Genomic DNA, 20,072 nt, shown 5'->3' with positions numbered 1-20,072 from the left:
GTGAATGGCAAAACCACCATTCACCATTTTACCATTCACTATTCACTGATAGAGGCGGGCATGGCGGATCAGACCCCAATCCAAGAACCCACCACTTTCTTCCGCGATGCCGGAATCGCTTCCTTCTATGCCTTCGACGACTTGGGAAACCGGACGGCGGCCGCCGAAGCGCGCTGGTCCTGGACCAGCTATTCCCTGGCCGATACGCGCGGACGCAAAACGATCGAGACGGCCGGCTATTTGCCGCCCGTCGTGAAGGAAAGCCTGCTTTCAGGCTCCGACCGCTATTACATCGAATATGAGGAGGGCTGGCTGTTCGGCGAAATGCCCGACATGCAGCACGAGCATTATGGCGATGGGCGCGCGCCGGGCTATTTCCGCTTTTCGTTCAATGCCGACCGTTTTGTCAGCGGCCGTCGGCATCCGTTGCAATCGGTGGACGACATTCGCCAGTCGCTCGACCAGAACCTTTTCAAGCCGGCCTCTCCGGCAAAACTTTTCGAGCGCATCGTGCGCCGCTTCCTCGAAAGACTGAAGCTGCAGCTCTCCGATCTTTCGGAAAAGCTCGATTCCATTGAGGACCACATCGTCGGCGATGCTTGGGAAGACCAGAGCGAGCGGCTGGCGCCCGTCCGGCGGCAGATCGTCGCCTCGCACCGCTACCTCTCGATCACCGCAAACCTGCTCCGGCATCTGGAATATGCCCATCGCAAGGAATTTCCGGAGGAGCTCGCCGATATCGTGGAGAACCTCTCTCAGCGGGCAGCCGCCCTGCATCAGGAGGGCGAACAGCTGCAGGTGCGGGCGCGGCTTTTGCAGGAAGAGCTGATGGCCAAGCTCGCCCAGCGGTCGAACGAGCTCCTCTATGTGCTTTCTGTGATGACCGCGGTGCTTCTTCCCTCGACCGTGATCTCCGGCTTCTTCGGGATGAATTTGTCGGGTATTCCCTTTACCGATGAGGCGCACGGTTTCTGGACCGTGGTGATCCTCGGTCTCGCCATCTCGACCATCGTGCTGCTGATCGTCCGGCGGATCGGGCGATCGGGGCGGTGAAAACAGTGAGGTAGGGAATAGGGAGATAGGGAAAATTATCTCACTGCCTCACTATTCCCTACTCCCTTCTTCCGCGCTTCCGCCAGGCTCGACCAGGTGTAGATCGCGAGGCCGGCCCAGATCAGGGCGAAGGCCACGAACTGGACCGTCGAGAACGGCTCCTTGAACCAGAAGACGGCGATCAGGAAGATCAGCGTCGGGCCGATATATTGCATGATGCCGATGGTGGTGTAGCGCAGGAGCTTGGCGCCGAAGGCATAGCAGATGAGCGGCACCGCCGTTACGGGCCCGGCCATCGACAGGATAAAGACGTCCCAGGACGAACCGGCGGCGAAATGGTCCTGGCCATGGCCGATCAGCCACAGGATATAGCCGAGCGCTGGGATGGAGAGGATCAGCACCTCCAGCATGAAGCCCTGCGACGGGCCGATCGGCAGCGTCTTGCGCAGGAAGCCGTAGAAGCCGAAGCTTAGCGCCAGGGCGAGCGAAACCCATGGCAGGCCGCCAGCCTTGACGGTCAACAGGACGACAGCGGCTGCCGCCAGGCCGACCGCCACCATCTGCGCCCGGTTGAGCCGCTCGTTGAGGAACAGCGCGCCCAGGACGACATTGATCATCGGGTTGATGTAATAGCCGAGCGCCGTCTCGAGCGTCCGGTCCACCGAGATCGCCCAGACATAGATACCCCAGTTGACCGTGATCAGGCCAGCGGTGAGGCAGGCCATCAGCAACGTGCGAGGATTGCGCAGTGCGGCGGCGATATCGGCCGTACGCCCCATGAGGAAAAGCAGGAGCGCGGCGACGGGAACCGACCAGACGATGCGATGCGCCACCACTTCGGTGGCGGGAATATGCGTCACCAGCTTCATGTAAAGCGGCAGGAAACCCCACATAAGGTAAGCGGCAAGCGCAAAGGAAAAGCCGCGAGCGCCGTCCGACATCTGGCCACGGGCAAGCGTATTATCGGTCATGGAAGTGCCTCATCCCGTTCTCCCGCGCGCATCGCGCGGAGGGTAGACCGCGCTCTTGCGCCCAACTCGGCATGAAATCCATTCAATTATGCTGATAAAGGCATCAATTCTGTTGATCAGCCCCTACTCCGCCGCGACCTGCCCGGCCATCTCGCGGTTCTTCATCAGCTTGTAGACGACGGAATCCATCAGCGCCTGGAAGGAGGCGTCGATGATGTTGTCCGAGACGCCGACCGTGCGCCAGCGCGCGCCGGTGGCATCATGGGATTCGATCAGGACGCGGGTGGTGGCCTCGGTGCCGCCATTCAGGATGCGCACCTTGAAATCCGCCAGCTCCATATCCTCTATCTCGCTCTGGTAGCGGCCGAGATCCTTGCGCAGCGCGATGTCGAGCGCATTGACCGGCCCGTGCCCCTCGGCAACGGACATGCGCATCTCCCCGTCGATCTCGACCTTGACCACCGCCTCGGAGACGGTCTTGATCAGGCCGTTGGCGTCATACCGCCGCTCCACCATGCAGCGGAAGGAATGGACATTGAAGAACAGCGGGATGGCGCCGAGAAGCCCACGCGCCAGAAGCTCGAAGCTCGCATCCGCGCTTTCATAGGCATAGCCCGCTGCCTCGCGCTCCTTGACGAGCGCGATGAGCGTATCGAGACGCGGATCGTCCTTGGCGACCTTGACGCCGCGGCGCTCGAGCTCGGCGATGAAATTGGACTTTCCGCCCTGGTCGGAAACCATGACGCGGCGGCGGTTGCCGACCGCTTCCGGCGGCACATGCTCATAGGTGGCCGGCTCCTTGATCAGCGCCGAGGCATGAATGCCGGCCTTGGTGGCGAAAGCCGAGGTGCCGGCATAGGCCGCCTGCTCGTCCGGCGCGCGGTTCAGGATATCATCGAAAGTGTGCGACAGACGCGTGATCCCGGCAAGCGCCTCGGCGCTGATGCCCGTCTCGAACCGGTCGGCCCAATAGGGCTTCAGCATCAGCGTCGGGATCAGCGTCACGAGATTGGCGTTGCCGCAGCGCTCGCCGATGCCGTTAAGCGTGCCCTGCACCTGGCGCACCCCGGCGTCGATTGCCGCAAGCGAGACGGCGACCGCCTGCTCGGTGTCGTCATGGGCGTGGATACCCAGCCTTTCGCCCGGCACCACCTTCCTGACCGCATTGACGATCTCCGCCACCTCTCCCGGCTGCGTGCCGCCATTGGTATCGCAGAGCACCACCCAGCGCGCACCCGCCTCATAGGCCGTCGCCGCGCAGGCAAGGGCGTATTCCGGATTGGCCTTGTAGCCATCGAAGAAATGCTCGCAATCGACCATCGCCTCCTTGCCGGCCATGCGGGCGGCGGTGACGGAGGCGGTGATCGCCTCCAGGTTTTCCTCATTGGTGCAGCCGAGCGCCACCTTCACATGGTAATCCCAGCTCTTGGCGACGAAGCAGACGGCATCGCAGGCCGATTGCAGGAGCGCCGACAGGCCGGGATCATTCGAGGCGGAGACGCCTGCCCGCTTGGTCATGCCGAAGGCGACGAATTTGGCGCGCGCGGTCTGCCGGCGCTTGAAAAAAGCCGTATCGGTGGGGTTCGCCCCGGGATAGCCGCCCTCGACATAATCGACACCGAACTCATCGAGCATGGCGGCAACCGCCTTCTTGGCCTCGATGGAAAAATCGATGCCCGGCGTCTGCTGGCCGTCCCGCAGGGTCGTGTCGTAGAGGTAGATACGTTCTTTTTTCACTATTTCCGCTCCTCAAGAGCCTGGTTCATTTCCAGTTCTGCAAATCGCCCGCCTCTTATCACGAAAGCGGCCACTGATCCGTGTCATGGTCGGGATGCTGGTAGGAGACGAGCGTATTCAGGAACTCGGCCGATTGGGTGTCTTCCATCGTCTCATGCCCGGGGAGCCGCCAGAGATTGTCGACATAGGGCAATTTGCCCTCCGTTCCCCATTGCACGACCGGCTCGATCTCCTCGGGCGCATCGAAGGCGCCGATGGCGAGCGCAACACCGTCCGGCGCCTCATAGGTGAGCGGCGTGCCGCACTCGGCGCAGAAGCCGCGCTTGACGTGGTTGGAGGACTGGAAGTGCTTGGGCTCGCCGCGCGTCCAGGCCAAATCCGCCTCGCGGACGGAGACGAGCGGCGCATAGAAGCTGCCGAACGCCTTCTGGCACATGCGGCAATGGCAGATCGAACCGTCGCCCAGCTTTCCTTCGACGCGGAAGCGAACGGCGCCGCACTGGCAGCCGCCCGTGTAAACGGGCCTGTTGTCGAGGGTCATTGCAAAATCTCCTCCGTTTCAGCGGCCGCCGTCACGATATGTTGGCAGACGCCGTCGATGTCGCGGATGACATCATCGTTCCAGAAGCGCAGGATGGTGTAGCCACGGCTCTGGAGATGGGCCGTCCGCCTTTCATCATCAGCCATCTGTTCTGGCGATCCATGATGACTTCCATCGATTTCAACGATCAAATGGTGTGTTGGGCAAACAAAGTCGGCAATTGGCGCTGCACATTGATGAAAGCGTAATCTCCCCCCTTGCGGTGGAGATGGCCGGCAGGCCAGAGGGGGGCGCTGTCCCACCAGCATTTGTGCTGAATGGCAGAGACCCGTCACCTCTTCACCTCCCAAGTCGTCACGCGCTCGCCCGTCGCTGGATCCTTGCCGTCCTTGAGCTGTATGCCCTTTTCCAGCAGTTCGCTGCGGATGCGGTCTGCCTCGGCGAAGTTCTTCTCACGCAGGTAGAACAGGCGCTCGTCAATTTTAGCCTGAATATCATCAGGTTCGTTGGATGAGCTGTCTATTTTATCAAATGAAACAAACCCATCTGCCTCATCAATGTTGAACACCAGTCCTTGTGACGAAATGGTGGTGTTTGCCTGCTGGATAGCTGCTGAATCAAAATTCGCTGATGCAGCTTGCACTTTCGAGATCAACTGCCGGTGTTCAGAAAACCGCGCAATTGGAGCAGTTCCAGAAGCTGAATTCGTGAGCAAAGCTCCGATATTTCTAAGTGAGAACAAACCCAAAAAATGAGCCGCATTCAATAGATGAATTTTGGTGTCATCGTTGGACGATGCTTCATGATAAAGTGCTCTTATCCCGGTTATGGCTCCAACTGTGTTCAAGTCATCAAGAAGGGGTGAAATCACCCTTGGATCAATCGGTGGCCGACTATTCGTCAACAATCTTGATTCAAACTCTCCCAACAATACACCATCAAAGACACATGCAGCCCAATCAGCCAATTCCGATCTTGCGGCGGTTAGTTTTTCCAAGGTCCAGTTAATTGGCTGTCGGTAATGCGTCAGGAGCATAGCCAAACGCATGGATGCACCTGACCAGTCGTTCAACAGTTCTCGAATCGTCACGAAGTTCCCCAGGCTCTTCGACATCTTCTGGCCCTCGACCTGAAGAAAACCGTTGTGCATCCAGATATTGGCCATGCGATCGGAGCCGAGCGCGCAGCAGGATTGGGCGATCTCGTTTTCATGATGCGGGAAGACGAGGTCGATGCCGCCGGCATGGATGTCGAAGACGTTCTTTTCAGGATCATCGCATTGGAGCCCGCCGCCAAACGGCTGAAGCAGCTTGGCCATCGACATGGCCGAGCACTCGATATGCCAGCCGGGGCGGCCGGGAACCTCAATACCGGCGGGCGAAGGCCAGCCGGGTTCGCCCGCCTTCGCCGGCTTCCACAGGACGAAATCCATCTCGTCGCGCTTGTAGGAGGCGACATCGACGCGCGCGCCGGCGATCATCTCGTCGAGCGAGCGGCGGGCCAGCGCACCGTAGCGCGGCAGACCCTTTGCCCCGTTCATCGAGGAGACGGAGAAGAGCACGTGATCGTCGGCGACATAGGCGAAGCCGCGCTTGACCAGCCGGTCGATCATGGCGCGCATCTCATCGAGCGTTTCGGTGGCGCGCGGCTGGCTCGTCGGGGCAAGGCAGCCGAGAGCCGCCACATCCGCCTGGAACTGGGCGTTGGTGGTTTCGGTCACCTTGCGGATCGCCTCGTTCAGCGGCAGATCGGGATAATCACGCGCGGCTCGGGCGTTGATCTTGTCATCGACGTCGGTGATGTTGCGCGCATAGTTGACGTGATCCTCGCCATAGAGATGGCGCAGCAGGCGGAACAGCACGTCGAAGACGATGACGGGGCGCGCATTGCCTATATGGGCGTAGTCATAGACCGTGGGGCCGCAGACATACATGCGCACATTCTCCCGGTCGACGGGCAAGAATTCCTCCTTCTCGTGCGTCAGCGTATTATAAAGGCGCAGATGCGGCGCGTTATCGCTCATTCAAATCCCCATAACATTCACGCAAGTCCGGACGGAAAACCGGTTTCCATTTTTCCTGGACCTGCTCAAGCCCGGACCAACATAACGGCTCTGGCCGGCTGGCCGGGGCGTTTGTCATCTTTTCAGGGAGTTAAGGAGACGAAAACGGCCGGGCCAGCAGGCTGCTAGCCTATAATGATCACACAAATGCAAATCGTCGTTGCGGATGGCGTTTTCATGGGACGCACTTATCCCCGCCTCCGCTCTCGCCGTCAAGAGCAATTCCCAAAAGGCGGAGCGATGGTTTCCAAACGCTCTTTTTCGAACTTTTCAGGGATTGGCCCGTTGTCCTGATGACAAGCCCGATAATGCTGCATTTTTGCAACAGGGCGCATGGTTAACCCGAATTAACCCGAATTCCCCAAAACCGGCGAGAAACAGCCTTTTTTCAGTCTGATTCCGACGAAGAATAGGGATTTGTTAATGTGAGGAAGGAGCCCGAAATGACCAAAAAAGCCTTAACACCACGACAAGACAGGCTGACGGACCAATATCGCGAGATCGGACCGGCGGCGCTCGTCGCGGCCCTGCTTGCCGCCCCGCGCAGCCATTCGGACGCGCGCAACGACAACCGCCGCCCGTCGATCTTGGCCAACAAGAAATCGGCTTAAAAGCCTGATCTCAAAAAGTTTCAGGCTTTTTGGATGAGGATCAAGCGGCATAAACCTTTAGCAGGCTGATGCCGATCCCGGCCATGACAAGGCCGATCAGTCCATCGAGAATGCGCCACGCCGCGGGCCTGGCGAATACAGGCTGGAGCAGACGCGCCCCATAGCCGAGCCCGAAGAACCAGACGAAGGACGCGACGGCCGCGCCCGCGCCATAGGCGATGCGGCTCACCCCTTCAAAACGGGCCGAAAGGCTGCCGAGCAGCAGCACCGTATCGAGATAGACATGCGGATTAAGGAAGGTGAGCGCCAGGCAGGTGGCAACCGCCGCCTTCAGGCTGGTTTCGCCTTTGCCTTTCGCCTCCATCGCCTCCGGCTTGACCGAGCGGCGAAACGCCACGAAAGCGTAGTAGAACAGGAAGGCCGCGCCGCCAAGCGTCACCGCCGCGATCAGCCCCGGCGATTGCGCGAGCAGCGTTCCAAGACCCGCCACGCCTGCGGCGATCAAGAGTGCATCGGACAGGGCGCAGATCAGGCACAGAACGAAGACATGCTGGCGAAGAAGCCCCTGGCGCAGGATATAAGCGTTCTGCGCCCCGATGGCGATGATGAGCGAGGCCCCCAGAAGGAAGCCGGAAAGAGCGGCTGAGAACATTCCGGATCCTAGCGCTTTCCACTTTGAGGCGGAGATGCTGGCGGGACAGCGCCCCCTTCTGGCCTGCCGGCCATCTCCCCCGCAAGGGGGAAGATTGGCAGATATAGCTTTTGCCGCTCATCCTTTAATGCCTGCGATTGATGCGGAGCATCGATGAAGGTGCGATCTCCCCCCTTGTGGGGGAGATGTCCGGCAGGACAGAGGGGAGCGTCTAGCGATTCCATCAAAACACAATCACTCTAAAACGGGTCGAACGATCAAAACATCGAGAGCTGGCCGCCGGAATCGTCTTCCGGCTCCGGCTTCTTGCCGTTTCTTGGCTTTCCGGCCGGCGCCGTCAAGTCCTCTTCCACCCGCTCCTGGATGTCGGGGCTGGTATTGCTCACTTTGTTGACCTTGTCGGAAACGGGAACGGCCTCGAAGAAATCCGGCGCGGCGGGTCGCATCAGATGGGCGACATCGCGCGGCAGGTTGTTCTTGCAGTCGAGCCAGAGGCCGAAATCCTCAGGGTTGATGACCACCGGCATGCGCTCGTGGATCGGGCGCAGGGTTTCGTTGGCGCCGGTCGTCAGAATACCGCCGGTGTCGATCTCGGACCCGTCAGCGCTCGACCAGGTCTCCATCAGCGCGGCGAAGGCGATCAGCCCGCCGCGGCGCGGGCGCACCCAATAGGCCTGCGCCCTGTTCTTTCCCTCCCGCCGCCACTCGTAGAAGCCGGAGGCCGGCACCAGGGCGCGCCGGTGATGCAGCGCGGCGCGGAAGGAATTCTTCACCGCCGCCGTCTCGCTGCGGATGTTGAACATCAGCGGAAAATCGTTGGGATCCTTGACCCAGCCCGGGATGAAGCCCCAGCGCGCCAGACGGCCCACCCGATCCGGGCGGTTCGAGCCCGGCGGCGGCAACTCGCCCGCCACCACCATCAGGATCGGCTGCGTCGGCGCGATGTTATAGCGCGGCGGGAAGTCCTCGCCGATGATGGCGGCGAGAAGCGCCTCCACCTCCTGCCTGCTCGCCGTCAATGAAAATCGTCCGCACATGACGGGCGATGTTCAGCCTTTTGACGCCCGGGTCAAGCCGCACCGCGCTCTCATCCTCATGAAATCCGGCTTGCCAATCCCTCCTGTCCGTCCTACCCCTACCGCCATGGCTATCATTCACGGCGTTTCGGTCATCTGCCGCAGCAAAGGGCGCTTCCTGCTGGTCGAGCGCGGGCGCGAACCCTGGAAGGGCTGGCTCGCCTTCCCCGGCGGGCGGCGCGAGGCCGATGAGACGCCGGAGGAAGCGGCGCGGCGCGAACTCATGGAAGAAACCGGGCTTGGGGCGGAGAAGCTCAGCCATTTTTCCACCGTCGACCTCAGCCAGGACCACGGCAGCGCCTATGAAACAAGCTATTATCTCGCCGTCTTCCGCGCCCATGGCGTGACCGGGGAGGCCGCGGCCGCCGACGACGCGGCGGCGATCCTGTGGCTCGATATCGAGGAAATGGCGAAAAGCCGCATCACGGCAAGCACCCTCACCGTCGCACGCGAGATCGTCCGCCTCGAAGATGGAAAGGCGTTTGCTTAGATCAGCTTACTTTCAGGCGCGTAACGCCGAAACTGCGAAGCGGCTTTCTGTTGGGATTGTTCCGGAACATTCGCATCACCACCAACGGTTAGACAAGGGCGGCCTTGTTTCCATCAAAAGAAGAACCGCCCCGCCGACACCGAGCGCGGGTATCATGCTTTCGCGTTAAGCCTGTTCCCGATTGGCATCTTGAAGCGGCCCTTGTTTCGCGGCAAAAGGGCGGGGAAAGGACGAGCCTCTTTGAAGCGAGCGTGGGTAGCGATATTGGCGGCGGGGTTGATGGCGTCGCCGGTGGCAGCGGCGACGGCGAACGAACCGCTTTATGAGACGAAGCTGATCCGGCTGGCGGAGGTTCTCGGTTCGCTTCACTATCTGCGCAATTTGTGCGGCGAACAGGGCAGCGAATGGCGAGACCGCATGAATGCCATTATTGCGGCAGAAAAGCCTGAAGAACCCAGGCGGACAAGGATTATCGCCAGTTTCAACCGTGGGTATCGGGCTTTCAGCGAGGTATACTCGAGCTGTACCGATTCGGCGGTTGCGGCGATTGACCGCTACATGAAGGAGGGGGAAGGCTTGTCGAACGAGATCGCCACGCGCTATGGCAATTAAGATGGCGTTAACTGTTGAAACCATTGGCGCCGCCAGGCGATTAAAATTGATGGTAATCTGTTAATGCGACATTAAGTAAGGCAAGGCTTCGGCTCTGCGACCTATAGGAATGATCGACGGCCTCTCTGGGCCTCGAGGAAAGAACCGGCATACGCCAAGGTGGAATGGATGGCACAAGCTCCAACCGATCTCGACGAACTTATCGCACGCGAGAAAAAGCTTGCCGCGATCGAATATCAGAACGAAGTCTGGGCTGACGGCATTTCGGAAGGCATCGAACCCGAGATCCTGGCAGAAGCGGCTTTTGCGACGGCATTGACTGAACTGATCCGCGAGGCGGGCGACGAGGCCGCGCTGGCGCTCATCGAAAAGATGCGCGAGCAGATCATCTCGGGCGAGTTCCTCGCCGACCGCACCCTGCAATAGAACGGGGACAACCGGGCGGAGACCATTATCACGCCCGGCACATCGCGTTCCACTCCGGCGTTCCGGGTCGCGCCGCAAAGCTTCGCCCCCGCATTTTTGCCGTATCCGGCAAACGTTTATGTGGTTAAATATGGGCATTTCCGCCTCCTGACTTCTGTGACAGAAATGATGACGAGCCGCCTTTTCCCGCATGCCCTGCAGTCCGTTCCGCGTCTTGCGACGCTTGGCCTTTTCCTCTTTGCGGCCGGCGCGACAGCGCAGGCGCGCGCTCCCGAGGATCCGCAGCGGCTGCTGGCGCTGAGCGAAATTCAGCAGACGGTGCAGGCTCCGAGGAAAAGCACCACGGACGACACAAACCCGGCAACGCAGATCCCCCTGCCCGGTCCGCTCAATCAGGAACCCTCGCAATCTACGGAAAACCCTGAAAATCTCACCGACCCGGCCCGCCCGCAAATAAAGGAGAACGGCACGCCGCCGACGGTCGAATATGATTTCGACAAGCTGCCGGCGCCGGTGAAAGAAACGCGCCAGCGCATTCTCGAAGCGGCCAAATCGGGCGATATCGAAGCCCTGCGCCCGCTGATCGGCACCGGCGACGAGATGACCGCGCTCTCGCTCAGCGGGTATGAGGGCGACCCGATCGACTATCTCAAGGGCATTTCCGGCGATGACAAGGGGCAGGAGGTGCTGGCCATCCTCGTTGACCTCCTGGAGACGGGCTATGTGCATCTCGATGCCGGCGGCACGAACGATCTCTATGTCTGGCCCTATTTCTTCGCCTATCCGATCGACAAGCTCACCCCGCCGCAGATGGTGGAGCTCTACCAGATCATCACCGCCGGCGATTATGACGACATGAAGTCCTTCGGCGCCTATATCTTCTACCGCATCGGCATCAGCCCGGACGGGAAGTGGCAGTTCTTCGTGGCGGGGGATTAGTGGAATCGGATTGATGTCCGACCGCTGGTGGCGCGGCGATGTTCCGTCAAAACAGGAACCGCGATAGCGCCTATTTCAGTTCCTCCACCAGATCGACCAGCTCGGAAATCCGGCCGAGCCGCCGGAAACGCGGCGCTTCGACCGGCTCCTCGGCATGCTCCAGCGTCCAGGTCAGGTCGTGCGGGATATAGATGCCCCAGCTGCCTGCCTCGATCGCCGGGACGATATCCGATTTCAGCGAATTGCCGACCATCATGGCATGGGCCGGGCCGTCGCCATGGCGGGCGAAGACCCGCTCATAGGTCGACGCTTCCTTGCTGCTGACGATCTCCACCGCGTCGAAGAACTCGCCGAGACCCGATTGCGCCAGCTTGCGCTCCTGGTCGAACAAATCGCCCTTGGTGATCATGATCATGCGATAGGAGCCGGCGAGACGTTCCAGCGTCTCGCGCACGGAGGGAAGGGTTTCGACGGGATGGCTCAACATCTCGCGTCCCGCATCCAGGATTTTCCGGATGACATGGGCAGGCGCCCTGCCCTCGGTCACCTCGATCGCCGTCTCGATCATCGAGAGCGTAAAGCCCTTGATGCCGAAGCCGTAGAGCTGGAGATTGCGGCGCTCTGCCTCGAGGAGCCGCTGGGTCAGATGCTCCTTTTCGGCATAATCGGCCAGAAAGGATGCGAAGCGCTCCTCCGTCAGCCGGAAGAACTGTTCGTTCTGCCAGAGCGTGTCATCGGCATCGAAGCCGATGGTGGAGAGGGATCGTTTGGCCATCATGAGAACAGCGCACCTTCAGATGGAAGCGTTGGCGGGACAGCGCCCCCCTCTGGCCTGCCGGCCAGAGGGGGGCGCCTAGCGATGACATCAAAACAAAACCCACTCTCTCTAACTAAAGAATGCCGCTCAGGGCTCCATGATGCTTGCTGGGTTCGAACTCGACAATATCATAGCGCGCGAGGCCGTGCTGCCGGAACGGGTCCTCAGCAAGGATTTCATCGAGCTTCGCGCGGCTCACCTTGCCGCTGGCCAGGATGACGCCGCCATCGCGCGGGTTCTTCGGCCCGGAGGCCAGGAAGATCTCCCTGGCGTAATAAATATCGAGAAACTCACGGTGGAGCCTGAGATACTCCTCGATCTCGGTCAGGGGCTTCACGTAGGTCATGCTGATGATGTACATGCACTTGTCTCCCGCTTGGGATGAAAACCTACCGCCTCGGCAGCGCCTCGACGAATTCCACCGGCTCGCCCTGTGACGGCGTGACGATCTCGCCTTCCCACATCACTTTCAGCCCGCGAACGAAGGTGCCGACCGGCCAGCCGGTGACGGTCTTGCCGTCATAGGGCGTCCAGCCGGCGCGCGAGCCGGCCTGGGCATGGGTAATGGTTTCGCGGCGCTTGAGATCCACGATCGTCAGGTCCGCATCATAGCCGACGGCAATGCGGCCCTTGCGCGCCATGCCGAAAATGCGGTTAGGGCCATGGGAGGTCAGATCGACGAAGCGCTCGATCGAAAGCCGGCCGGCATTGACGTGGTCGAGCATGATCGGCACCAGCGTCTGCACCCCGGTCATGCCCGAAGGCGAGGCCGGATAGGGCTTCTGCTTTTCTTCCAGCGTGTGCGGCGCGTGGTCGGAGCCGAGCACATCGACGATGCCCTGCCCGACGCCATGCCAGATGCCGTCGCGGTGGCGTGCTTCGCGCACCGGCGGGTTCATCTGGATGAGATTGCCGAGCGTCTTGTAATCCTCGGCGTCGAGGGTGAGATGATGCGGCGTCGCCTCGCAGGTCGCCACATCCTTGTGACCTTTCAGGAATTCGATCTCCTCGGCGGTCGAGATATGCAGCACATGGATGCGCGCGCCGGTCTCGCGGGCGATGCGCACCAGCCGCTCGGTGCAGGAAAGGGCGGCGATCTCGTCGCGCCAGACCGGGTGGCTGGACGGATCGCCCTGCAGACGCAGGCCTTCGCGCTCGCGCAGGCGGAACTCGTCCTCCGAATGGAAGGCGGCGCGGCGGCGCGTGTTCTTCAGGATCGAGCGCACGCCTTCATCGTCCTCGACCAGCAGATCGCCGGTTGAGGAGCCCATGAACACCTTGATGCCCGCCGCACCCGGCAGGCGCTCTAGCTCGGCCACGTCCCTGGCGTTGTCGCGCGTGCCGCCGACCCAGAAGGCGAAATCGCAATGCATGCGGTAGCGGCCGCGCTGGACCTTGTCTTCAAGCATCTCGGCGGACGTGGTCAGCGGCTTGGTGTTGGGCATCTCGAAGACGGCGGTGACGCCGCCCAGCACGGCGGCGCGGGAACCCGTCTCCAGATCCTCCTTATGCTCCAGCCCCGGCTCGCGGAAATGCACCTGGCTGTCGACTACGCCCGGCAGGATATGCAGGCCCGTGCAATCGATGATCTGGCCCGCCGATCTTTCATCGAGGCTGCCGATGGCGGCGATTCGGCCGTCACGGATGCCGATGTCGCGCAGGCCCTTCCCGTCCTGATTGACCAGCGTTCCGCCCTTCAGGATCGTGTCGAAAGTCTCTGCCATTGCGCTCACTCCGGTCTTGCGGCCTCTTCTCTTGCGGCTTACGTAACATGGGTTGGAAAGGCAAGGGTGAAGGCATGACAGCACAGTCCGTAAACGTGAGCGGCCGGGCGCTCGTCCAGGTCACCGGCGAGGATGCGGAGAAATTCCTGCAGGCCATCATCACTACCGATCTCGATGATTTGAAACCAGGCGAGTTGAAACCCGGCGCGCTGCTGACGCCGCAGGGCAAGATCCTGTTCGACTTTCTCGTCACGCGCATCGACGGGGGCTTGCGCTTCGATCTCCCAATGCCCCAAGCGGCCGATTTCGCCAAGCGGCTGACGCTCTACCGGCTGCGTTCGAAAGCGGAAATTACATTGGAAAATGAATCGCCTGTCAGTGTTTCCTGGCAAAATGATTCCGGTTTTTCACAAAATTCGGTGGTACGCGATTGCCGTTTCCCTGCAGAATTGAAGGTCATGCGCCATTATGGCGTACCCGGCGGTACGGCTGACGAGGCGGCATGGACTGGTTTACGCATCGCCCATGGCGTGGCGGAGGCCGGCCACGATTATGCGCTCGGCGATGCTTTCCCGCATGACGTCAATCTCGACCAGACGGGCGGCGTCTCGTTCCGCAAGGGATGCTTCATCGGGCAGGAGGTCGTGTCGCGGATGCAGCATCGCGGCACCGCGCGGCGCCGCGTGCTGATCGCGACGGGCGATGGTGATCTTCCCGCCGCCGGCACGCCGCTCACTGCAGGCGGGCGCGAGATCGGCACGCTCGGCAGCGTCGTCGGCAATAGCGGATTGGCGCTCGCGCGCATCGACCGGGTGAAGGAGGCGATGGATCAGGGCACGCCGATCCTTGCCGGCGATGTGGCGGTGACGCTCGCCATCCCGCCGCAAGCGCGGTTCGGCTTTCCCGAACAGGCCTCCGAGAACGCCTGATGGCCGCGGACAAGTTGGCGGCAAGCGGCAAGATACGGGCATGGCAGCGCATGCTGTCGGGGCGCAGGCTCGACCTGCTCGACCCCTCGCCGCTGGACGTCGAGATATCCGACATCGCGCATGGGCTGTCGCGGGTGGCGCGCTGGAACGGCCAGACCGAGGGGGACCATGCCTTTTCCGTGGCGCAGCACTCGCTGCTGGTAGAACAGATCTTCACGCGGATCGAGCCCGACGCCTCGCCCGAGCGGCGGATGACGGCGCTGCTGCACGACGCGCCGGAATATGTGATCGGCGACATGATCTCGCCCTTCAAGGCGGTTGTCGGCGGTGGCTACAAGGCGATCGAAACGCGGCTGCAGGCGGCCATCCATTTGCGTTTTTCGCTGCCCGCCACGATGCCGGCGCCTTTGAAGGCGCAGATCAAGCGGGCCGACCAGATCGCCGCCTTTTTCGAGGCGACGCGGCTTGCCGGCTTCACGGACAGCGAAGCGGTGCGTTTTTTCGGCCGGCCGCGCGGAATCGACCCGCAGGGGCTGGATATTTCTCCAAGACCGACGCAAAACGTTCAGAAGGATTTTCTCGACCGTTTCTTCGCGCTCGAAGCGGCGCGCAGCGAAAAATAGGTTTAACGATGCCGCATATCGTCGTCTCACCGCTCTCGCGCCTTGGCGAGACCGCGCAGTTCCACCGGCCGCGTGACATGGTAACGCTGATCAATATGGGCACGCTGGTCGAACGACCGGAATGCATCGAGGCCGACCGGCACCTGTTTCTCGGCTTCAACGATATCGTTGAGGAGATGCCGGGAATGACCCTGCCCGCCGCGGAGCATGTGGAAAAGCTGATCGGCTTTGGCAATCGCTGGGACCGGCAGGCGCCGCTGCTCATCCATTGCTTTGCGGGCATCTCACGCTCCACCGCGGCCGCCTATATCGTAGCGAGCGCGCTCGATCCCGATATGGACGCGGTCAGGCTTGCCAGCCTCCTGCGCGAGCGCGCGCCTTCGGCCACACCGAACATCCGGCTCGTAACGCTTGCGGACGATCTCCTTGGACGCGGCGGACGGATGGTCGATGCGGTCAGCGCGATCGGCCGGGGGGCGGAGGCGTTCGAGGGCGTGCCGTTCGTGCTGCCGTTGGGGGTTTAGAGCGATATGTTCAAACAGGATCGCCGTCACACCCCCCTCTGCCCTGCCGGCCATCTCCGTTCTCTCCAGTCGTCATCCTCGGGCTTGCCCCGAGGATCCACGGCAAGGGGGCGGAAACGGTATTATCATCCGCAATGGGAACATGAATCCTCCGCCCAGATATTGGTCATATCTTCTGGTTGGAATGCGTCGGTCCGGTACGACCGTCAGTGCTCCCTAGCCGTGGATCCTCGGGTCAAGCCCGAGGATGACGACTGGAGGGGCTGGGAGATGCCCGGCAGGGCAGAGGGGGGTATCGCCACGGCAACACTTCCACCCAAGGACATCGGGGTCTAATGCCGCCGCGCGCCACCGCCGTCGAGATCGGCCTCTCCGCGGCGATCGTCGCGGTGGCTGAGAACGATCCACTCATCCTCTGCACGCCCGAGAGCAGCACATCGGAGTTTTTCAGCCGCATGATCTTACCCGAAAAGTCTGCAACTTTTCGGCATCATTCTTTGGACGGCCTGCCCTTCGGCCCGTTCGACCCCCTCGCCCACCGCACGCTCGAAACGGGCCTGCGCGCCTGGGTGAGCGAACAGACACAATTGAAGCTCGGCTATGTCGAGCAGCTTTACACTTTCGGCGACCGGGGCCGCTACAAGACCCCGATAGAGGACGGCGCCCATGTCGTCTCCATCGGCTATCTCGCGCTGACCCGCGCCACGCTTGCCGAAGATAGGAGCCCGGCCGCGCAATCCGGGCGCTGGCGGGAATGGTACGCCTTCCTGCCATGGGAGGACTGGCGCGGCGGCAAGCCGGCGTTGATTGATGAGAGCATCCTGCCCGCTCTCAAGCGCTGGGCGGGAGAGAAGGAGAGGCCGGCGCAGGCCGAGCCTCGGGCGCAGCGTCTCCTGCCGCGGCTGACGCGCCTTCGCCTGGCATTCGGCCTCGACGGCGTTCCCTGGGACGAGGAGCGCGTGCTCGAACGTTATGAGCTGCTCTATGAGGCGGGGCTGGTCGAGGAAGCCTATAATGACGGCAATGCGCCCCATCCGCCGGCGCCGCTCGGGCGCGCCATGGCCTTCGACCACCGGCGCATCCTGGCAACCGCCATCGCACGGCTGCGCGGCAAGCTCAAATATCGCCCGGTTATCTTCGAGCTGATGCCGCCTGATTTCACGCTGACGGCGCTCCAGGAAACGGTCGAGGCGATCTCCGGTCGCCATCTGCACAAGCAGAATTTCCGCCGCCTGGTCGAAAGCGCCGAACTGGTGGAGCCAACCGGCGCAACGCTGACACAGAGCCGCGGTCGCCCCGCCGCACTCTACCGCTTCCGCCACGAGGTGCTGGAGGAGCGGCCTGCTCCGGGGCTGCGGGTGGGGGTGAGGTAATATTTTTCCGGGTACAAGTGTCGTTCACCCCCCCTCTGGCCTGCTTGGAGGGGGTAATATTTTGATGGAAAACGACGGCGGGACAGCGCCCCCCTCTGCCCTGCCGGGCATCTCCCCCGCAAGGGGGAGATTGGCTGTCATTGGCGACGCCGTTTTATCCTGCAGGGTTGATGATTGGCGAAAACGGAACTGATAGCTGATCTCCCCCCCTTGCGGGGGAGATGGGCGGCAGCCAAGAGGGGGCGCTGTCCCGCCGTCGTTCTGATTTCAACGTGGAGTGCTTCAGCTTTATTTCACTGGCTTCAACTCACCCAGCACCGTCGGAATCAGCTCCGACACGGTCGGATGGATGTGCACGGCGCGCTGCAGCGTCGTATAGGGCGCCTTGGCGTACATGATGTCGAGGATGGAGTGGATGGCCTCGTCGCCGCTGACGCCGAGAATGGAGGCGCCGAGGATCTGGCGCGTGTCGGCATCGACGATGATCTTCATGAAACCCTGCGATTCGCCACGCTCCACCGCGCGCGCCACCCGGGTCATCGGGCGCATGCCGACCAGGAGCCGTTTTCCTGATTTGCGGGCTTCCGTCTCGGTCATGCCGACGCGGCCGAGCGGCGGGTCGATATAGAGCGCATAGGCGGGCAACCGGTCGCTGACGCGACGGGGATCATCATCGAGCAGATTGGCCGCGACGATCTCGAAATCATTGTAGGACGTATGGGTGAAAGCGCCCTTGCCATTGCAATCGCCGAGCGCCCAGACACCCTCGACATTTGTCCGCAGCTGGTCGTCCACTTTGATATAGCCGCGCTCGTCGGTTTCAATCCCCGCCTTGTCGAGGCCGAGGTCGTCCGTGTTCGGTTGCCGTCCGACCGCCAGAAGGACATGCGAGGCCAGCACCTCCCTGTCGCCCGACCGGCAATCGACGCCGACGGCAATATCGGAGCCGCGCGGCGAAAAGCTGATGCATTCAGCATTGACGCGGACGTGAACGCCCTCCCCCTCCAATATCTCCCTGACCGAAATCGAGACGTCCTCATCCTCGCGGGCGACCAGATGCGGCTTCTTCTCCACCACCGTCACGGCGGCCCCGAAGCGGCGGTACATCTGCGCGAATTCCAGCGCGACATAGCTGCCGCCGATGATGACGAGATGGCGCGGCAGGATATCGAGATCGAGGACGGAGGTGTTGGTGAGATAGTCGATCCTGTCGACACCGGGCATATCGGGCACGAGCGCCCTGCCGCCGACATTGATGAAGATGCGGTCGGCAGAAAGCACCTCCTCGCCCACCCTGACCTCGTGAGCGGATTCAAAGCGCGCATGGCCGCGGATGACAGTGCAGCGCTCCATGTTCTCAAGCCAGGATTCCAGATTGCCGCGCGACTTGCCCGAGACGGCGTCCTTGCGGGCCTTGACCGCCTTCATATCCACCCCAACATCGCCCGCCAGGGTCACGCCATAGCTCGCCGCCCGGCGCGCCATATGGGCGGCATAGGCGCTGGCGACCAGCGTCTTGGTCGGCGTGCAGCCGGTGTTGACGCAGGTGCCGCCGATCAGCTTGCGCTCGATCAGCGCGACGTTCATGCCCGCCTCAGTCAGACGGCCGGCCAATGACGGACCCGCCTGCCCCGCGCCGATGATGATCGCATCGAACCGTCTCGCCATCAGATCGCCCTCACGATCAGGATCGCGGCGATGACGGCTATGGCATCTTCAAGAAGGGCCGCGGGCATGTCCCTGCGGAATGCCTTGGCCAGCCTAGCCCGGAATGCATATCCGCCGAGCGTTCCCAGCACGGCGCCGATGGCGCCGGCGACGAGACCGCCGATCCAGGCGCCTGCGGGAATGCCGATCGCAGCGCCGCATAGCGCACCGCTGGCGATGCGGCCGCCGAATGGAAACGGCATTTTCCGGCTCGGCGTGGTGGGCAACTGATCGGCAATCATTTCGCCGATCGCCGCCAGGCTCAGGACATATGGTGTCCAGGCATAGCCCAGGAAGGCAAGCCACGTGCCCTCAAGATTGAGATAGCCGAGATGAGCGGCCCAGCTTATCGCCGCCGGCGCGGTCATCGACCGCAAACCCGCAACGATGCCGATCATCAGCGCAAGAAGATAAATCGCCATTGCCTATCCCCGGTGAGCAGCCGAACCGTTCCAGCATGCGCCACCATAGCTCAAAATCGAACGGCGTGCATACAGGGCGACCATACACCCTTTGGCGGGAATCAGCCCCTATGGAAGGCGAGATGGACGCCGAGGCCGACAATCAGCGCCCCGCCCGCGCGCCGCATGAGGCGCTGTGCGCCGCTCGAGCGGCGCAGCCGGCCGACCACCGCTCCCGCCAGCAGCACCGAAGCGACATCGGTTAGGGAGAACATAAGATTGACGATGGTGCCGAGCAGGACGAACTGCATCCAGACGGGCCATGCGGCCGCCGGATCGATGAACTGCGGCAGGAACGCCATGAAGAAGATCGCCGTCTTGGGATTGAGAATTTCGACGGTCACGCTCTCGATGAAGGCGCGGCGTGCGGATTTGGGGGCAATGCCGGGAAGCGCGGCTTCCTCTCCCTGCGTCCTGGCGCGGAACAGCGAAATGCCCAGCCAGACCAGATAGGCCGCGCCGGCGAATTTCACCGCCATGTAGAGCATGGGTACGGCGTGGAAGAGCACCGACAGCCCGGCGGCCGCGGCGATCACATGAACATAGCCGCCGAGATGGATGCCGAGCGCCGCCATCAGGCCGGACCATCGCCCCCGCGCCATGGTCTGCGCCGCGGCATAGAGCATGGCAGGACCGGGAACGAAGGCGAAGAGCGCCGTCGTGGCGAGAAAGGCGATGAACAATTCGTGGGACGGCATTCGCTTGATCCGCAATTTCCGGTGGTCGAGCGCGGACTATAAGGCA

At 62.0% G+C, this 20,072-nt stretch carries 23 protein-coding genes; 10 read left to right on the top strand and 13 right to left on the bottom strand.

Annotated features, from left to right (window positions below; all coding sequences use genetic code 11):
* The first annotated feature begins 60 nt into the window (after positions 1-60).
* Positions 61-1,053: a CorA family divalent cation transporter gene (locus ATN84_RS08040; RefSeq protein WP_068881120.1), complete on the top strand. Its 993-nt coding sequence runs from the start codon at positions 61-63 to the stop codon at positions 1,051-1,053.
* A 35-nt stretch (positions 1,054-1,088) separates the two neighbouring features.
* Here the strand turns inward: ATN84_RS08040 and rarD are convergent, their stop codons facing one another.
* The 5 genes from rarD to cysS form a co-directional block, all read right to left on the bottom strand.
* A complete protein-coding gene (rarD, locus tag ATN84_RS08035; RefSeq protein WP_068881119.1) occupies positions 1,089-2,024 on the bottom strand; it encodes an EamA family transporter RarD in 936 nt (311 codons plus the stop codon).
* A 123-nt stretch (positions 2,025-2,147) separates the two neighbouring features.
* On the bottom strand, positions 2,148-3,761 hold the full coding sequence (gene cimA / locus ATN84_RS08030) for a citramalate synthase (RefSeq protein WP_068881118.1): 1,614 nt from the start codon (positions 3,759-3,761) through the stop codon (positions 2,148-2,150).
* 58 nt (positions 3,762-3,819) lie between these two features.
* On the bottom strand, positions 3,820-4,302 hold the full coding sequence (locus ATN84_RS08025) for a GFA family protein (RefSeq protein ID WP_068881117.1): 483 nt from the start codon (positions 4,300-4,302) through the stop codon (positions 3,820-3,822).
* Positions 4,299-4,610, bottom strand: coding sequence for a DUF559 domain-containing protein (locus ATN84_RS28085; protein ID WP_082766170.1), 312 nt, complete (start codon positions 4,608-4,610; stop codon positions 4,299-4,301). The genes ATN84_RS08025 and ATN84_RS28085 overlap by 4 nt, the downstream gene beginning before the upstream one ends.
* A gap of 23 nt (positions 4,611-4,633) precedes the next feature.
* Positions 4,634-6,325 carry a cysteine--tRNA ligase gene (cysS, locus tag ATN84_RS08015; protein ID WP_068881115.1) on the bottom strand — a complete coding sequence of 564 codons (1,692 nt, stop codon included), beginning with the start codon at positions 6,323-6,325 and terminating at the stop codon, positions 4,634-4,636.
* A gap of 482 nt (positions 6,326-6,807) precedes the next feature.
* Here cysS and ATN84_RS08010 point away from each other — a divergent pair, with 482 nt between their 5' ends.
* The gene (locus ATN84_RS08010) at positions 6,808-6,975 is read left to right on the top strand and encodes a hydrolase (RefSeq protein ID WP_068881114.1); all 168 of its coding nucleotides are present in this window, start codon (positions 6,808-6,810) and stop codon (positions 6,973-6,975) included.
* Positions 6,976-7,015: 40 nt separating this feature from the next.
* Here the strand turns inward: ATN84_RS08010 and ATN84_RS08005 are convergent, their stop codons facing one another.
* Both ATN84_RS08005 and ATN84_RS08000 read right to left on the bottom strand, forming a co-directional pair.
* The gene (locus tag ATN84_RS08005; protein WP_068881113.1) at positions 7,016-7,627 is read right to left on the bottom strand and encodes a LysE/ArgO family amino acid transporter; all 612 of its coding nucleotides are present in this window, start codon (positions 7,625-7,627) and stop codon (positions 7,016-7,018) included.
* Positions 7,628-7,884: 257 nt separating this feature from the next.
* A complete protein-coding gene (locus ATN84_RS08000; RefSeq protein WP_068881112.1) occupies positions 7,885-8,664 on the bottom strand; it encodes an SOS response-associated peptidase in 780 nt (259 codons plus the stop codon).
* Between the two features lie 76 nt (positions 8,665-8,740).
* On the opposite strand from ATN84_RS08000, the gene ATN84_RS07995 reads away from it, so the two are divergent.
* From ATN84_RS07995 to ATN84_RS07980, 4 genes are all read left to right on the top strand, one after another.
* The gene (locus ATN84_RS07995; protein ID WP_425287384.1) at positions 8,741-9,193 is read left to right on the top strand and encodes an NUDIX hydrolase; all 453 of its coding nucleotides are present in this window, start codon (positions 8,741-8,743) and stop codon (positions 9,191-9,193) included.
* A gap of 261 nt (positions 9,194-9,454) precedes the next feature.
* Positions 9,455-9,805: a TIGR02301 family protein gene (locus ATN84_RS07990; RefSeq protein WP_280139605.1), complete on the top strand. Its 351-nt coding sequence runs from the start codon at positions 9,455-9,457 to the stop codon at positions 9,803-9,805.
* Between the two features lie 168 nt (positions 9,806-9,973).
* Positions 9,974-10,231 carry a hypothetical protein gene (locus tag ATN84_RS07985; RefSeq protein WP_068881110.1) on the top strand — a complete coding sequence of 86 codons (258 nt, stop codon included), beginning with the start codon at positions 9,974-9,976 and terminating at the stop codon, positions 10,229-10,231.
* Between the two features lie 165 nt (positions 10,232-10,396).
* Complete coding sequence (locus tag ATN84_RS07980; RefSeq protein ID WP_082766166.1) at positions 10,397-11,170, top strand: hypothetical protein; 774 nt, start codon at positions 10,397-10,399, stop codon at positions 11,168-11,170.
* A gap of 70 nt (positions 11,171-11,240) precedes the next feature.
* Here the strand turns inward: ATN84_RS07980 and ATN84_RS07975 are convergent, their stop codons facing one another.
* The 3 genes from ATN84_RS07975 to ATN84_RS07965 all read right to left on the bottom strand — a co-directional run bounded on the left by ATN84_RS07975 (position 11,241) and on the right by ATN84_RS07965 (position 13,711).
* Entirely contained in the window at positions 11,241-11,945 is a 705-nt protein-coding gene (locus ATN84_RS07975; protein ID WP_153020153.1) for an HAD family hydrolase, read from the bottom strand.
* Positions 11,946-12,060: 115 nt separating this feature from the next.
* Positions 12,061-12,348, bottom strand: a complete 288-nt coding sequence (locus ATN84_RS07970) for a YciI family protein (protein WP_068881108.1) — start codon at positions 12,346-12,348, stop codon at positions 12,061-12,063.
* A gap of 28 nt (positions 12,349-12,376) precedes the next feature.
* Positions 12,377-13,711, bottom strand: a complete 1,335-nt coding sequence (locus ATN84_RS07965; protein WP_068881107.1) for a dihydroorotase — start codon at positions 13,709-13,711, stop codon at positions 12,377-12,379.
* A gap of 74 nt (positions 13,712-13,785) precedes the next feature.
* On the opposite strand from ATN84_RS07965, the gene ygfZ reads away from it, so the two are divergent.
* The 4 genes from ygfZ (at position 13,786) to ATN84_RS07945 (ending at position 17,160) form a co-directional block, all read left to right on the top strand.
* Positions 13,786-14,640 (top strand): CAF17-like 4Fe-4S cluster assembly/insertion protein YgfZ, encoded by an 855-nt coding sequence (ygfZ, locus tag ATN84_RS07960; RefSeq protein ID WP_068881106.1) that lies wholly within the window; start codon positions 13,786-13,788, stop codon positions 14,638-14,640.
* Positions 14,640-15,263: a YfbR-like 5'-deoxynucleotidase gene (locus ATN84_RS07955; RefSeq protein WP_068881105.1), complete on the top strand. Its 624-nt coding sequence runs from the start codon at positions 14,640-14,642 to the stop codon at positions 15,261-15,263. Before ygfZ ends, ATN84_RS07955 begins: the two co-directional genes overlap by 1 nt.
* 8 nt (positions 15,264-15,271) lie before the next feature.
* Positions 15,272-15,787: a tyrosine phosphatase family protein gene (locus ATN84_RS07950; protein ID WP_068881104.1), complete on the top strand. Its 516-nt coding sequence runs from the start codon at positions 15,272-15,274 to the stop codon at positions 15,785-15,787.
* Positions 15,788-16,122: 335 nt separating this feature from the next.
* Positions 16,123-17,160, top strand: a complete 1,038-nt coding sequence (locus tag ATN84_RS07945; RefSeq protein WP_068881103.1) for an NUDIX hydrolase — start codon at positions 16,123-16,125, stop codon at positions 17,158-17,160.
* 288 nt (positions 17,161-17,448) lie between these two features.
* Here ATN84_RS07945 and ATN84_RS07940 read toward each other — a convergent pair whose 3' ends face one another.
* The 3 genes from ATN84_RS07940 to ATN84_RS07930 form a co-directional block, all read right to left on the bottom strand.
* Entirely contained in the window at positions 17,449-18,828 is a 1,380-nt protein-coding gene (locus ATN84_RS07940; RefSeq protein WP_068881102.1) for an FAD-containing oxidoreductase, read from the bottom strand.
* Positions 18,828-19,289: a hypothetical protein gene (locus ATN84_RS07935; RefSeq protein WP_068881101.1), complete on the bottom strand. Its 462-nt coding sequence runs from the start codon at positions 19,287-19,289 to the stop codon at positions 18,828-18,830. The genes ATN84_RS07940 and ATN84_RS07935 overlap by 1 nt, the downstream gene beginning before the upstream one ends.
* 101 nt (positions 19,290-19,390) lie before the next feature.
* The gene (locus ATN84_RS07930; protein ID WP_068881100.1) at positions 19,391-20,026 is read right to left on the bottom strand and encodes a LysE family translocator; all 636 of its coding nucleotides are present in this window, start codon (positions 20,024-20,026) and stop codon (positions 19,391-19,393) included.
* Between the last annotated feature and the right edge of the window lie 46 nt (positions 20,027-20,072).

It is taken from the genome of Paramesorhizobium deserti (genome assembly GCF_001558695.1).
GTDB lineage: Bacteria > Pseudomonadota > Alphaproteobacteria > Rhizobiales > Rhizobiaceae > Paramesorhizobium > Paramesorhizobium deserti.
Note: the sequence above shows the minus strand (reverse complement) of the source record. Positions and strands in the feature narration are given on the sequence as shown.